The organism is Leisingera sp. SA32, from assembly GCF_056033425.1.
Map to the genome: position 1 here is coordinate 139,700 of NZ_JBVYHB010000010.1, position 14,573 is coordinate 154,272.

The window sequence follows — 14,573 nt, forward strand, 5'->3', positions numbered from 1 at the left end:
GCTGCCTCCGGCGGGCGTATTTCTGACCAGAAAGAGGCCCGGGCGGATCATCGCGGCGGGCCAGGTGCAAGGGGCGGCGGCACAAGGTAAGCCTCTGCGCCGCAAATGCGGGCGCAGCTCACCGACACAAAGAATTCACTGGCCCTGCGGCGCGGCGCGGGGTAGCCCCAAGCCTATGCGATTGTTTCTCCTCGTCTGCCTCACCATGCTGGCCTTCGCGGCCAATTCCATCCTCGGCCGGGCCGCGATTGCGGGGGGGCACATGGATGCCACCGGCTTTGGCCTGTGGCGGCTGGTCTCCGGCGCTGCGATGCTGGGCGTTCTGTGCGCCTTTCGCGGGCTGCAGCCCTGGAGCCGGGCGCGGATCCTGCGCTGGTCCTCGCTGTGGGGCGGTGCTGCGCTGACCCTCTATATGGCGGGATTTACCCTGGCCTATCAGGATCTTGATGCGGGGCTGGGGGCGCTGGTGCTGTTTGGTGTGGTGCAAGTGTCGATGTTTTTGTGGGGCGCGATGCGTGGCAGTCCCGTGACCGGGGTGCAGATGGCGGGGGCCTTGCTGGCCTTTGGCGGGCTGGCCTATGTGGTCTGGCCCGCAGAGGGCGCGGGTGTGCCGCTGACGGCTTCGCTCCTGATGGCGGCCAGCGGATTGGGCTGGGGGATCTACAGCCTGCTGGGGCGCGGCGCGCAGCAGCCGTTGGCGGCGACGGCGGTGAATTTCGCCTGGTCCAGTGTGATGATGCTGCCGGTGCTGCTGCTGGCGGGCGGCGGCACCGTGGTCAGCGCCTATGGCGTGGGCTTGGCGGTGCTGTCGGGGGCGGTTACCTCCGGCATGGGCTATGCGCTGTGGTACCGGGTGTTGCCGCAACTGGCGCCCGCAGTTGCAGCCACGGTGCAGCTGAGCGTGCCGGTCATCGCCATCCTCGGCGGTGCTGCCCTGCTGCATGAGCCGATCGGCCTGCGGCTGGTATTTGGCACTCTTGCAGTGCTGGGCGGCATTGCCCTGGTGGTGCGGCGCACGCCAAAGGCACGGCAGGCGGCGGCGGAGTAAGGGCAGGGGCTTTTCCCGCCTGCCAAATCCGCTTATCTGCTGCGCATGACCTCGCTTTTGAAACCCCTTGTCCTGTCCGTCTCCGCGCTGCTGCCGCTGCCTGCGGCGGCCGACTGCGTGATCCTTCTGCATGGGCTGGCCCGGTCCGAGACTTCCTTTGCCGTGATGGAGCAGGTGTTGCAGTCGCGTGGCTATGAGGTGGTGCGCCCCGGCTATGCCTCCACCGAAGCGCCGGTGGAAGTGCTGGCAGAGGCGACCTTGCCTCAGGCCTTTGCCGCCTGCGGCGCGCAGCAAACCCATGTGGTGACCCACTCCATGGGGGGCATTCTGCTGCGGCACTGGGTGCGGGAAAACCACCCCGACACCCTGGGCCGGGTGGTGATGATGGGGCCGCCGAACCAGGGCAGCGAGCTGGTTGACGAATTGGGCGACTGGGAGGTCTTTGGCCTCCTGAACGGACCCGCCGGATTGCAGCTGGGCACCGGCGCAGACAGTCTGCCGCGGCAATTGCCGCCTGTTGACTTCGCGCTGGGGGTGATCGCGGGAAACGAGACGCTGAACCCGTTGTTTTCCGCGCTGATCCCAGGCGCGGATGACGGCAAGGTCTCGGTTGACAGCACCAAGGTCGCGGGCATGCGCGCGCATTTGACGCTGCCGGTGACCCATACCTACATGATGAACAACCCACAGGTGATGGCCCAGGCGCTGCACTTCATCGAGACCGGCCGGTTCGACCCGGATCTGGGCTGGCTGGCGGCGATGGAGGAAATCATCACCGAGGCCTGTCAGCTGAATGGCGGTTGCACGGAGGAGACAGGCAAATGACCTTGGAACTGACCATGCAGGGCGGCGATGTGCTGCGGCCCGGCGGCGTGGAGCAGGGGGGCGAGCTGGCCATCGGCGGCGGCGTGATTTCCCAGGCTGTGATCGGTCGCAGGGTCGACCTCAGCGGCTACCTGCTGCTGCCGGGGATCGTGGATGCCCATGGCGACGGGTTCGAACGTCACCTGGCGCCGCGGCGCGGTGCGATGAAACAGATGGCCGAAGGCGTGGTGGCCGCCGAGGCTGAGCTGGCCGCCAATGGTATCACCACCGCCGTTCTCGCGCAGTTCTACTCTTGGGAGGGGGGCTTGCGCGGGCCGGAGTTTGCCGCACAGGTGTTTGAGGGCATCAAGGCGGTGCGCGCGCAGCTTGTCACGGATCTGATGCCGCAGCTGCGGCTGGAGATCCACATGCTGGACGACTACGCCAGCCTGCCGGCGCGTCTGGCCGACTGGCAGGTCCCTTATGTGGTGTTCAACGACCACTTGCCGCATGCGCGTCTGGCCGAGGGCAGGAAGCCGCCGCGGCTGACCGGGCAGGCGCTGAAGGCGGGGCGCAATCCGGACGTGCATTGGCAGATGCTCAAGGACATGCATGCGCGCCGCGACGAGATCCCGGCGGCGATGGAAACACTCTGCGCAGATCTGTCGGCGATGGACGTCCGGCTGGGCAGCCATGACGACCACCATGCCGCGGACCGGAGCCTGTGGCGGGCTCGCGGTGCGCGGATTTCGGAGTTTCCCGAGACGATGGAGGCGGCTGAAGCCGCGCGGGCCGGGGGCGACCATATCATCCTGGGCTCGCCCAACGTGGTGCGCGGTGGCTCGCACAAGGGCAATGCCTCGGCGCTGGAGCTGATTGCCATGGGGCTGTGCGATGCGCTGGCCTCTGACTACCACTACCCCAGCCCGCGCCGCGCGGCGCTGATGCTGGCGCGCGCGGGTCTGCTGGATCTGGACGGCGCCTGGCGGTTGGTGTCCGACGGGCCAGCCCGGATGCTGGGTCTGGAGGACCGCGGCACACTGGAGGCGGGCAAACGCGCCGACATCGTGGTGCTGGACAGGACAACCCAGCGTGTCGCCGCCACCCTGTCGGGCGGGCGTGTCAGCTATATGTCGGGAGATGTGGCAAGCCGCTTTCTCGGCTAGCGGGGAGGGGCGCCGCGCATCAGGCCGAATGGCCCTCTTTGCGGCGCGTGAAACCGGCGCGGCCGCTTTCACAGGCACGACCATATCGCGCCTGCGTTTCTTTCTGGTCGAAAATACTCCGGGGTTTGGGGCAGAGCCCCAATCCGTCACTCCTGCGGTTTGACCACCCTGTTCACATGCGCCATCTTGCGACCCGGCTTGGCCTCGGCCTTGCCATAGAGGTGCAGCGCGCAGTTGGCTTCCCTGGCCAGCTCCGGAATGCGATCCACGTCATCGCCGATCAGGTTTTCCATCACCACGTCCGAATGCCTCTGGCCGTCGCCCAACGGCCAGCCCGCGACCGCGCGGATGTGCTGCTCGAACTGGTCCACGGTGCAGCCGTTCTGGGTCCAATGACCGGAGTTGTGCACCCGCGGCGCGATCTCATTCACGATCAACCCCCGCGGGGTCACAAAGAGCTCAACCCCCAGAACGCCGACATAGTCCAGCGCGTTCAATATCTTGCCCGCCATCAGCACCGCATCCATGCGCTGCCCCTTGCTGAGGCGCGCAGGCACGGTGGTGGTGTGCAGGATACCCTCGCGGTGGACGTTTTCGCCGGGATCGAAACAGGCGATCTCCCCCGTGGTGCCGCGGGCCGCGATCACCGACACCTCGTGGCTGAAGGCGACGAACCCTTCCAGAATCGAGGGCGCGCCGGCCATGGCCGCCAGCGCCTCGGCGGCGTCTTCGGCGGCCTTGATGCGGGCCTGGCCCTTGCCGTCATAGCCGAACCGGCGGGTCTTCAGGATTGCCGGTGCGCCGATGTCAGCGAGGGCGGCATCGAGACTGGCCTGATCGGTGATATCGGCAAAGGGCGCGGTCTGCAGGCCGAGATCTTGCAGAAATGCCTTTTCGGTCAGCCGGTCCTGACTGATGCGCAGCGCCTCGCGTCCCGGGCGGATCGGCTTGTGCGATTCCAGGAGGTCGAGCGCGGAGGTGGGGATGTTCTCGAACTCATACGTGATCACATCGACCGAGGCGGCAAAGGCGCTGAGCGCTGCGGCGTCCTCGTAGCCGGCGGTGGTCACCCTGTCGGCGACCTGACCGGCGGGCGGGTTGAGCCCCGGTTCGAAGATGTGGGTTTTGAACCCGAGGCGGGAGGCCGCGACAGAGAGCATCCGGCCAAGCTGGCCACCGCCGAGGATGCCGATTGTGGCGCCGGGGGAGAGCATGTCAGTCATCGATCGGCTCCTGCGGGATGGAGGCCGAGAGCGCGTCGCGCCAGCTGTCCAGCCGCTGCGCCAGTTCGGCGTCCTGAAGCGCCAGAATGCCCGCGGCCATCAGCCCGGCGTTGGCAGCGCCAGCGGAGCCGATGGCCATGGTGGCGACCGGGAAGCCCTTGGGCATCTGTACGATGGAATAGAGCGAATCGACCCCTGACAGCGCCCGTGTCTGCACCGGCACGCCGACCACCGGCACGCGGGTCTTGGAGGCCACCATGCCGGGCAGATGCGCCGCCCCGCCAGCGCCGGCGATGATTACCTGCAACCCGCGCTCTGCGGCGGTCTTGCCATAGTCCCACAGCCGGTCCGGGGTGCGGTGGGCCGAGACGATCTTTGCCTCGTAGGAAACGCCCAGTTCATCGAGGATATTCGCGGCTTCCTTCATGGTGGGCCAGTCAGATTGGCTTCCCATGATGATGCCTACTTTGATGTCGGCCATCGGCTTGGCTCCTGTCACGGCTTGTGGAGCGCGCACTATAGGCAAAGTTGGGTTTTGCGCAATCCGGCTGACAGCGGATTCGCACGTCATTTGCGGCGATCATCCAGGGGCAGGCGCTTTGCCGCAGGTGGGGGAGGCTCCCGCCCGCGCGGGGATGCAGCCAAGCTGCACCGCCGCTGCGGTTGGGCGTCGCGCCGCGCGGATGCGCGGCGCGGGTGGCGCAGGGCAAGATCAGTCCCGCTGTTTCGGCAGGATCAGGTTCAGGATCAGCCCCACAACGCCGGACAGGCCGATGCCCGCGAGGGTGAACCCCTCGCCGAATTCCAGCGTCAGGCCGCCGAGGCCAATGATCAGCACGGTGGAGATAATCACCATGTTGCGCGCCTCGGACAGGGCGTCACCCAGCTTCGCCAGCACGCTGAGGCCGACCACGATGACCATGCCAAAGAGCAGGATCATGATGCCACCCATTACCGGCATGGGGATGGTCGCCAGCGCGCCCGACAGCTTGCCCACAAAGGCCAGTGCAATCGCGATCAGCGCCGCCCAGGTCATGATCGCGGGGTTGAAGGCGCGGGTCAGGGTGACGGCTCCGGTGACCTCGGAGTAGGTGGTGTTGGGCGGCCCGCCCAACAGGCCGGCGGCAGTGGTGGCAAGGCCATCGCCCAGCATGGTGTTCTGGATGCCGGGTTTTTGCATGTAGTTGCGCTTGGTCACGTTGGAGATCGCGAGAATGTCGCCGAAATGCTCGATCGCCGGGGCGATGGCGACCGGCAGGATGAACAGGATGGCCGCGAGGTTGAACTCCGGTGCGACGAACTGGGGCACTGCGAACCACGGCGCTGCGGCCAGCGCGGAGGTGTCGATCAGGCTGGCGCCGGTCACGGCCCCAAGCACCAGGGCGGCGGTGTAGCCTGCGGCAACGCCCGCTAGAATCGGGACGATGCGCATGATGCCGCGGCCCAGGATCGCCGTCAGCATGGTGGTGCCGAGCGAGATCGCGGCCAGCAGCAATGCGGTGTCGCGCGGCATGATCTGGGTGTCTCCGGCCAGGCCGGTGGCCATGTTCACCGCAACCGGCGCCAGCGACAGGCCGATCACCATGATGACAGGCCCCACCACGACGGGCGGCAGCAACCGGTGCAGGAAGCCGCTGCCGAAGGCGCGGATCGCAACGCTCAGCGCCACATACAGCAGCCCGGCCGCGGCCAGGCCGCCGGTGGTGGCGGCGACGCCCCAGGTCTGCACGCCATGGATGATCGGCGCGATGAAGGCAAAGGAGGACGCCAGAAACACCGGCACCTGGCCGCGGGTCACGATCTGGAAGATCAGCGTGCCAAGCCCGGCGGTAAACAGCGCCACGCTGGGATCCAGACCGGTCAGCAGCGGCACCAGCACCAGCGCGCCAAAGGCCACAAAGAGCATCTGGGCGCCGGCCAGCGCCTGCCGGGGGGAGAAAATGTAATCGGTGTCCTGCACGTCGGGCACCGGGGCGTGGTCGCGCGTGGCGGTCATGGGTCGGGCGTTCCTTGTCTGTCGTCGTTTTGTGGGTTGGTGGTTGTCTGGCTCCGTCCGGCACCTGCTGGCCAGCCCGGGCGGCGCGGAAAACCTTGCGGGTTCTAGAAAGAAGCGCGCGGTTTGACCAGCCTTGGTTTTGCACCGTAAAGCCCTGTCCGACCAGCGCATGGACGGTCCGGGTCGCGGTAGGGCGGCAGGGTATTTGCAAGGTTTTTCTGGTGGACCGGCGCGGCGGGCGGGGCCCATGCCGCTTGGCACGGCCGCGGCGCGCCGCAGGCGCGCTGCCGGGCCCAACGTCGGGCGGGCAGCCGGCTGCCCGGCACCGGCGGCGGGCGCGACCCGCTGTGGTTCTGGAATGGTGATGCCGCGTTCTGCGGCGCACACCCCGGCAACTTTGGCGCGGGGCTGGGCTGGGCTGCGCCGGGGCGCCGGCGCAGGCAAGGATCAGGCGATGATGTCCGGGGTCAGCCGGTCTTCGATCAGGGCGATCTTGTCCTTGAGGATGAGCTTTTGCTTCTTCAGGCGGCGGACTGTCAGCTGGTCGCTGCCAGCGCGGTCGTCGAGGGCGCTGATCGCCGCATCCAGATCGCGGTGCTGCCTGCGGAATACCTCCAGCTCAACCTTCAGGACCTCGTCGGTTTTCATCGACACATCTGTGGGTGCATTCATTGGCGACTCAAGCTTTGCGGATGAAGGAAGTGGAGGTGACGATACTTCGTTAACCTCTTTTCCGCTAGACCTATGCGCACATGGTCTTGTGAAACCAGCAGGAACTTCCCATATTCCTGTTGAGGCGGCTGCCGGGACCGGGGCCGCACCCTACCGTCGCTTTGGCATAAAGGACGAACGAACGTGTCGAAACTTACCTTGGCCTCCTACCCGCATATGCTGGGGTTTGAGCAATTGGAACGTCTTCTGGAACGCTCGGCGAAGTCGGGCAACGAAGGCTATCCCCCTTATAATATCGAACAGACCTCCGATCATTCCTATCGCATCACCCTGGCGGTGGCCGGGTTTGCGGAGGAAGATCTCGCAATCACCGTCGAGGATCGCCAGCTGGTGATCCGCGGCCGCCAGAGCGACGACAGCGACGGGCGGGTGTTTTTGCACCGTGGCATCGCGGCGCGCCAGTTCCAGCGCATGTTTGTGCTGGCCGATGGCGTCGAAGTCGGTGAGGCGGTGATGGAAAACGGGCTGCTGCACGTGGATCTGACCCGCGCGCGGCCCGAGACCGTGGTTCAGACCATCAACATCAGAAAGGGGTAAGGCAATGAACACACCGTTTGATTTCAGCCAGGGCTCCGGCCGGACCGTCTATGTCAAGGCGGTGGCGGTGGCGGATTTGCCCGAGGATGTACAGCAAAGCGCGGGCGGGCATGAACAGCTCTATGCCGTGCATGATTCCCAGGGCGGCCAGCTGGCGCTGGTGACCGATCGGCGCATGGCCTACGTGCTGGCGCGGCAGAACGACCTGACGCCGGTGGCGGTGCATTAAGCCTTGCCGTTGCTGCCGGGATGTTGACAGGCGGCGGCCCATACACATGATGCCAAAGGCGGGCGCGGGCCCGCCTTTTTTCTTGACCGCTGCTGAGGGAGCTGACCATGGCGCTATATGACTTTGACTGGGTGGACGCGTTTTCCGCCCGTGCCTTTGGCGGCAACGGCTGCGCCGTGGTGCATGGTGGGGCGGCGCTGCCGCAGGAGGTTTGCACCGCCTATGTGCGGGAAACCTCGCTGGTGGAATGCACCTTTACCGGCCCGTCGCAGGTGGCGGATGTGCAGGTGCGCTACTTTCTGGCCAGCCGCGAGATCCCCTTTGCCGGCCATCCCACCATTGCCACGGTGGCGGCGCTGCGCGACCGCGGGCTGGTTTCCGGCGATCGCATTACCCTGGAAACCGGCGCCGGTATCGTTCCGGTGACGCTGGACGGCGACCTGATCGAGATGACCCAGGTAGCACCGCAGTTCGGCCCCTTTGCCGACCCGGAGCTGGTGGCCGCTGCTGTGTCGTTGCCGCGGGAGGCCATCGTGGGGCGTCCGCAGAAGGTCTCGACCGGATTGCCGTTCTGCGTCACCGTGCTGCGCGACCGCGCCGCGCTGGAGGCGGCGACGCTGAACCTGGAGGCGTTGGCGCAGCTGGGGGCGTCGTTGGGGTCTGACGGGATCGACATGATGGAGCCGTTTCTGGTGACGCTGGAGGGGGCGACCTCGGCGGGTGACACCTTTGCGCGCTTGATCATGGCACCGCCGAGCCCGCCGGAAGATCCGTTCACCGGCTCAGCCACTGGCGCGATGGCGGCTTATCTTTGGCATCACGGTTTGATGGAAAAGGCCGCGTTCACGGCAGAGCAGGGCCATGGTCTGGGCCGCCCCGGCCAGGCGCGGGTGGCACGGGTTGGCGCGCCGGATGCCATCGAAGGCGTGCGGGTGGCCGGGGAGGGCTTCGTGCTGATGCGCGGCACGGTGGATCTGCCGCAGGCGGGCTGACGGCGCGTTGCGTCAGGCCTGCCAGGCCATGTCCGCAGGCAACCGCGCGGCGTGGCGGGCCAGCATCCGCCCATACAGGCTGTCCGGTGCCGGACGGTGGTTCGGGCGGGTCTTGTAGTGGACATGCAGCCCGGTGATCTCCGCGTCCTCTTCCAGCCGCCACTGCGCACCGGGGTCGAAGAAACGCGTGGTCTCATTGCCGTTCCAACAATAAAACGGCTTGGTGCCAAGGGCGTGGCCGGTCAGCCGGTGTTTCTTGATCAGTCGGGAAAAGGCATCGTTGCCATAGATGGTGATGCCCAGATCGCGGGGCGAGAACGGCTTGCCCTGCAGCCGCCACAGCGCGGGCTTCAGCACCCGCCTGCGAAAGCCCAACCAGTGCGGCATTAGATCCGGGTGGTCATAGACCCGGTTGTAATCGCGGATCATCTCTGCCTCCGGCGGCAGATAGAACACCGAAGCGCCGATGCGCTGACGGTCCTCCCAGGCGAAGAACGGCTTTTGCGGATCCACGTCGAACGGGCGGAACAGCAGCACGTCGCAGTCCAGCCACAGCCCGCGGCCCAGCTCCATCAGTTTCATGCGGAACAGGTCCGAATAGGAGACGATGCTCTGGATTTCGGCGCGTTCGGCACATCGCAGAGGCTTGAGGCGCGGGATCAGGCTGGCGGGCAGAATGTCCTCGGCCGGGCGCAGGGTCACACCGGGGGGCACGTTCTCCAGAGGGCCAAGATGATAAAGGTCGACCTCGAACCCGTGATCCAGCCAGGACGCAAGGCAAAGCGCACCCAGATTGTGGATGCGCCCGGAAATCCATAACGTCGCCAGCTTCATGCTTTGCCCCCCAACAGCTTGCCTGCAAGGGGCAGACCTACCGCAAAAGCGGGACAGACGGCAATCCGTTCCGCCCAAAGGGGCGGAACGGTGTGGTATGGTGTTGGTGGTCTGGTTCAGGCTCAGCCGGAGATCAGACCCATGCTTTCCAGCTTCAGCAGCACCTGGTGGGCGCAGTTGTCCACGTCTGTGCCTTCGGTCTCGACCCGCAGTTCCGGGTTTTCCGGCACGTCGTAGGGGTCGGAAATGCCGGTGAACTCCTTGATCTTGCCTTCGCGGGCCAGCTTGTACAGGCCCTTGCGGTCACGGCGCTCGCATTCCTCGATCGAGGTGGCGACATGCACTTCGAGGAAGGCACCGAACTGTTCCACGTCCTCGCGCACGGCGCGACGGGTGGTGGCATAGGGCGCGATCGGGGCACAGATGGCGATGCCGCCGTTCTTGGTGATCTCGCTCGCCACGTAACCGATGCGGCGGATGTTGAGGTCACGGTGCTCTTTCGAGAAGCCCAGCTCGGAGCTGAGGTTCTTGCGCACGATGTCGCCATCCAGCAGGGTCACCGGACGACCGCCCATTTCCATCAGCTTGACCATCAGCGCGTTGGCGATGGTGGATTTGCCGGAGCCGGAGAAACCGGTGAAGAACACGGTGAACCCTTGCTTGGAGCGCGGCGGCTTGGTGCGGCGCAGTTCCTTGACCACCTCGGGGAAGGAGAACCACTCGGGGATTTCCAGACCTTCGGCCAGACGGCGGCGCAGTTCGGTGCCGGAGATGTTGAGGATGGTGACGTTGTCCTTGTCCTCGATCTCGTCGGCGGGCTCGTACTGGGCGCGTTCCTGCACATAGACCATGTGCTTGAAGTCGACCATCTTGATGCCGATTTCTTCCTCATGGGCGCGGAACAGCTCCTGCGCGTCATAGGGGCCGTAGAAATCTTCACCGGCAGAGTTCTTGCCGGGGCCTGCGTGGTCGCGGCCAACGATGAAGTGGGTGCAGCCGTGGTTGGCGCGGATCAGACCGTGCCAGACAGCCTCACGCGGGCCGGCCATGCGCATTGCCAGGTTCAGCAGGCTCATGGAGGTGGTGGCGGCCGGGTACTTGTCCAGAACCGCCTCGTAGCAGCGCACGCGGGTGAAGTGGTCGACGTCGCCCGGCTTGGTCATGCCGACAACCGGGTGGATCAGCAGGTTGGCCTCGGCTTCGCGCGCGGCGCGGAAGGTCAGCTCCTGGTGGGCGCGGTGCAGCGGGTTGCGGGTCTGGAAGGCCACGACCTTGCGCCAGCCCAGCTTGCGGAACAGCGCGCGCAGCTCGTTCGGGGTGTCGCGACGGCCGCGGAAATCATAGTGGACCGGCTGCTGGATGCCGGTGACCGGACCGCCCAGATAGACCTTGCCCGCCTGGTTGTGCAGGTAGTTTACCGCCGGGTGCGCGTCGTCATCGGCACCAAAGACCTTCTCGGCCTCGCGGGCCTTGTTCGGCACCCAGTTGTCGGTGACGGTCATGGTTGCGAGGATCACGCCTTCCTGGTCGCGCAGCGCGATGTCCTGGCCCACTTCCAGCTTGGACGCGAAGTCTTCGGACACATCGAGGTTGATCGGCATCGGCCACAGGGAGCCGTCCGCCAGGCGCATGTTTTCGACCACGCCGTTGTAGTCTTCCTCGGTCAGGAAGCCGTTGAGCGGGTTGAAGCCGCCGTTCATCAACAGTTCCAGGTCGCAGATCTGGCGCGGGGTCAGGTCCCAGCTGACCAGATCGGCGGCTTCGACTTTCAGCTTCTGCGCGCTTTCGTAGGAGACATAGAGCTCAGGGATGGGAGCCAGGTTGCTTTGCATTGGATGGGTCCTGTGCTTGAGGGGGGGCAGGCCGCTGGCGGTGCCGGTGAGTTCCGCGTGCAGCGCATAGTATTCAGCGAGCTTGCGGGAGAGGAAACGGTCGGTGAGCCGCAGTTTTTCAGTCGCGCCGCGGGTGGTGAGCGTATAGGCAAACCGCTGCCGTTTATCCGGGCCGGGGCGGTGGGAGACGGTGATCAGCCCGGCCTCGGCGGCGGTGCGCAGCTGCGTGTTCAACCGTCCCAGCGAAATCCCCAGCGCCGCGGCGGTGGCCCGCTGCGGCGCATCCGGCGCCGCATCCAGCTGGCGCAGCAGTCGAAAGAGCAGGTCTTCCTCTTCCGGGGTGGATGGGGTTTCAAGGATCGGCACGGGCGGCAGCTCTGTTAATGTGTGTTCACGGGTGAACGCTCTTGCATGGAATACTGCCGGAGCAAAGGGGAAATTGCCCGCATTCGGCGATTTCCCGCCGCGTTGCATGGCTGCAACGCAGCGCAGCCCGGCCAGTGGGAAAATATTCTGCCCGGGGCTGAGATCGTGGGACGGAAGTGGCGCTGGCGCGACGCCAGGGGCGCGCGCCAGCACAAAGATTTTTTTGGTGCGTTAACGGGCCGCGGCCAAGATCCGGGGCAGGGCGGCGGCCTGCTGCACCGGCAGCGCCGCCAGCGAATCACTGACCCCGCGCAGGCGCATCTGTTGCAGGGCGAACCGCTCCGGCGCATAGCCCGCCGCCGCCAGCAGCTGGGCCGAGACCAGCAGCTCCACCTGCAAGGGTTTGGTCTGTGCCTCCAGGCGGCTGGCGGTGTTGACGCTGTCGCCGATGATGGTGGTCGGGGCATGGGAGGCGCTGCCGATTTCGCCGAGGACCAGCTCTCCCAGATGCAGGCCGATGCCGATGCGCACCGGGCCTTCGCCCTCGGAGGCGAGCTGGGCGTTGAAGCGTTCCAACGCGGTACCGATGGCGGTGGCGGCCTCTAGCGCGGCCTGGGCCGAGGGGTGCGGGCCGGGGGCCTTGAACACCGCCAGAAGCCCATCGCCGAGGTATTTGTCGACGGTGCCGCCGGCCCCGGTGATGGCGGGCACGATGGCGTCGAAGAAGCGGTTCAGCAGGAACACCACATCATAGGGCAGCTGGCCCTCGGTGCGGGCGGTGAAGCCGCGCATGTCGAGAAACAGGATCGCCAGCTGCTGTTCGCTGCCCTGGCTGGCGTGGGCGCGGCCGGGACGGCCATCGGGGCGAAATACGCGGGCGACCGTCAGCGGCGCCTGGGGGCGGATCTGGCAGGCCAGCCGCATGTTCGCGGGGGCGTCGACCCGCGCCAGGCTGCGGGCCTCTGTGGCATCGGGCGGCGGCAGCTGATCGGCGCCGTCTTCGACCACCACGCGGCAGGTGGTGCAACGCCCCTTGCCGCCACAGAGGGCGGTATGGGCCACCCCGTTGGCGCGTGACATCTCCAGCAGGGTCATGCCGCGGCCACCGCGGATTTCCGGGCCGTGGACATAGCGGATGCGCACCGCGCGCCGCCGCCGCAGCAGCCTGCGCAGCAGGAAGGTGGCGGCGCTGAGGCCCAGCAGCAGCCAGAACAGTGCCAGCCAGGTGGTCTCGACCCTCAGCATCTGGGCAAAGGCGTCGCGGCTGGGCCAGTTAAAGTCCGCCATTAGGGCGGCGCGCTGGCTGCCCTCGACAAACAGGCCATAGATGCGGCGCCCCTCTGTCAGCAGCCCGGCAAGGGCAAAACCGGGGACAAACACTGCCAGCCCCGCCATCCAGGGGATCATCGGTCGCCACCAGCGGGTCAGGCGCAGCCAGTAGTGCAGCCCGATGCAGCCGTGGATCCAGACCGCCAGCAGCAGCGCCGACTGCTGCCAGACCTCGGGCGAGTTCCACATAAGCACGATGACATAGGGCATTGCATCCTTGGTGTCGTGGATCTCATGCGCGTAGCGGGTGTAGACCAGATGGCTGAGCAGCTGTAGCGGGATCATGAGACCCAGCACGGTTTGCAGCGCCTGGCCCCGGCGCATCGACAGGCTGTGCCGCCGGGCCAGGTCCCAAAGCGCCAATCCCGCATGCAGGATCAGCGCGGCATAGAGGATCAGACTGCCCAGAGGGCTGCGGCTGACCAGCCTGCGGATGTCTTGGAACTGCGCCATCCAGTCTGGCGACAATAGCCCCAGGCCGATGTTGATGAAGTGGAAAAAGGCGTATGTGAACAGCACCAGACCTGTGACGATCCGGGTGCGGCTGATCCAATTGCCCTGCCAGAGTGCGCTCGCCAAGCCGGGTCCCCCATCGCGCTGCCATTGGAGGGCAGGGTGCCGGGCGGTGCCGCGGGGGTCAAGGCGGCGTTCAGGCTGGCGGTGTGGACGGTGGGCGGGTGGTCAGGCTATGCAGAAGCTGGCTTTCCTGCGGTTTCAGCAGCATCCGCGCCGCCGGGTAGCCGGCGCCGCCGACGCGGGCCAGATCGGGAAACAGTTCCAGAATTTCGCGCCGGGTGGCGGCGCCGCCGTCGGCCAAGAGCCGCGCGCCGGGCTGGAAGCTCTCGCTCCACAGGCCGTCGGACAGCACCAGTTGGTGCTGAGCAAACAGCAGATGCACATAGGTGGTGGCGGGGACCGGTTGGCGGCTGATCCGCTCCTGCGACAGCAGATGGTTGGCGGCGGCCAGCGCTTCGGGTTCGCCGAACAGCATCTGGCAGTCGGGGCCGTCCAGCAGCAGCCGGTGCTGCGGCGACACCCAAAGGTCGCGCGCGGGGCAGCCGGGGCCAAAGGCGTGCGCGGCAATGCGCACCGGTTGCAGGTGCGGGCAGCGCCGTATCCAGTCCGCCCCCACCTGGCGCAGGCCCACCCATAGCAGGGGCTGATAGCCATTGTCGCGGGTCAGCACCAGATCACCGGGGCGCAGACGTTCCACCGGCCGCAGGCCCGTTTGGGTGGCGATGCGGGTGCCGGTTACGAAACAGGGCACAAAGCGGGGCCGCTCGCCACTGCCGTAGTTGCTGCCCGTCAGCTTCTCGTAACGGCCGCCGTGCATCAGCGGGGCGGTGCTGGCAAAGCCCCAGGGGATGTCGGAGCCGTCCGTGTCGCGGCCATAGAGGCTGACGGTGATGACCGGGCCGAAGGTGTCGCCATCGGCGTTAAGCTGTTGCAGGTGCATCAGGGATTGGGCGGAAACGGCGCTGCCTG

14 protein-coding genes are annotated in these 14,573 nt (G+C 66.6%); 6 read left to right on the plus strand and 8 right to left on the minus strand.

Annotated features, from left to right (window positions below):
- The first annotated feature begins 175 nt into the window (after positions 1-175).
- The 3 genes from AC0IPL_RS15065 to AC0IPL_RS15075 are packed head-to-tail and all read left to right on the plus strand — an operon-like array spanning position 176 to position 3,018.
- Positions 176-1,048, plus strand: a complete 873-nt coding sequence (locus AC0IPL_RS15065; protein WP_474272785.1) for a DMT family transporter — start codon at positions 176-178, stop codon at positions 1,046-1,048.
- A gap of 45 nt (positions 1,049-1,093) precedes the next feature.
- Complete coding sequence (locus AC0IPL_RS15070; RefSeq protein WP_474272786.1) at positions 1,094-1,873, plus strand: esterase/lipase family protein; 780 nt, start codon at positions 1,094-1,096, stop codon at positions 1,871-1,873.
- Complete coding sequence (locus tag AC0IPL_RS15075; protein ID WP_474272787.1) at positions 1,870-3,018, plus strand: alpha-D-ribose 1-methylphosphonate 5-triphosphate diphosphatase; 1,149 nt, start codon at positions 1,870-1,872, stop codon at positions 3,016-3,018. The genes AC0IPL_RS15070 and AC0IPL_RS15075 overlap by 4 nt, the downstream gene beginning before the upstream one ends.
- A 146-nt stretch (positions 3,019-3,164) precedes the next feature.
- Here the strand turns inward: AC0IPL_RS15075 and AC0IPL_RS15080 are convergent, their stop codons facing one another.
- From AC0IPL_RS15080 to AC0IPL_RS15095, 4 genes are all read right to left on the minus strand, one after another.
- Positions 3,165-4,241, minus strand: a complete 1,077-nt coding sequence (locus AC0IPL_RS15080; RefSeq protein WP_474272788.1) for a 5-(carboxyamino)imidazole ribonucleotide synthase — start codon at positions 4,239-4,241, stop codon at positions 3,165-3,167.
- A complete protein-coding gene (gene purE, locus AC0IPL_RS15085; RefSeq protein ID WP_474272790.1) occupies positions 4,234-4,722 on the minus strand; it encodes a 5-(carboxyamino)imidazole ribonucleotide mutase in 489 nt (162 codons plus the stop codon). The genes AC0IPL_RS15080 and purE overlap by 8 nt, the downstream gene beginning before the upstream one ends.
- Before the next feature lie 231 nt (positions 4,723-4,953).
- Positions 4,954-6,237, minus strand: a complete 1,284-nt coding sequence (locus AC0IPL_RS15090) for a uracil-xanthine permease family protein (RefSeq protein WP_474272792.1) — start codon at positions 6,235-6,237, stop codon at positions 4,954-4,956.
- A 447-nt stretch (positions 6,238-6,684) separates the two neighbouring features.
- The gene (locus AC0IPL_RS15095; RefSeq protein WP_474272794.1) at positions 6,685-6,909 is read right to left on the minus strand and encodes a YdcH family protein; all 225 of its coding nucleotides are present in this window, start codon (positions 6,907-6,909) and stop codon (positions 6,685-6,687) included.
- Positions 6,910-7,092: 183 nt separating this feature from the next.
- Between AC0IPL_RS15095 and AC0IPL_RS15100 the strand changes: the two genes are divergently transcribed.
- From AC0IPL_RS15100 to AC0IPL_RS15110, 3 genes are all read left to right on the plus strand, one after another.
- Positions 7,093-7,506 (plus strand): Hsp20 family protein, encoded by a 414-nt coding sequence (locus AC0IPL_RS15100; protein ID WP_222455096.1) that lies wholly within the window; start codon positions 7,093-7,095, stop codon positions 7,504-7,506.
- A gap of 4 nt (positions 7,507-7,510) precedes the next feature.
- A complete protein-coding gene (locus AC0IPL_RS15105; RefSeq protein WP_474272795.1) occupies positions 7,511-7,735 on the plus strand; it encodes a DUF1150 family protein in 225 nt (74 codons plus the stop codon).
- Between the two features lie 107 nt (positions 7,736-7,842).
- On the plus strand, positions 7,843-8,727 hold the full coding sequence (locus AC0IPL_RS15110; RefSeq protein ID WP_474272796.1) for a PhzF family phenazine biosynthesis protein: 885 nt from the start codon (positions 7,843-7,845) through the stop codon (positions 8,725-8,727).
- A gap of 12 nt (positions 8,728-8,739) precedes the next feature.
- Here AC0IPL_RS15110 and AC0IPL_RS15115 read toward each other — a convergent pair whose 3' ends face one another.
- From AC0IPL_RS15115 to AC0IPL_RS15130, 4 genes are all read right to left on the minus strand, one after another.
- Positions 8,740-9,561, minus strand: a complete 822-nt coding sequence (locus AC0IPL_RS15115; protein WP_474272798.1) for a hypothetical protein — start codon at positions 9,559-9,561, stop codon at positions 8,740-8,742.
- Between the two features lie 122 nt (positions 9,562-9,683).
- Positions 9,684-11,753, minus strand: a complete 2,070-nt coding sequence (locus AC0IPL_RS15120; protein WP_474273195.1) for a bifunctional sulfate adenylyltransferase/adenylylsulfate kinase — start codon at positions 11,751-11,753, stop codon at positions 9,684-9,686.
- Between the two features lie 237 nt (positions 11,754-11,990).
- The gene (locus AC0IPL_RS15125) at positions 11,991-13,667 is read right to left on the minus strand and encodes an adenylate/guanylate cyclase domain-containing protein (protein WP_474272799.1); all 1,677 of its coding nucleotides are present in this window, start codon (positions 13,665-13,667) and stop codon (positions 11,991-11,993) included.
- A 70-nt stretch (positions 13,668-13,737) separates the two neighbouring features.
- Positions 13,738-14,573, minus strand: an 836-nt coding sequence (locus tag AC0IPL_RS15130; RefSeq protein WP_474275342.1) for a Hint domain-containing protein, incomplete at its 5' end; no start/stop codon positions are given.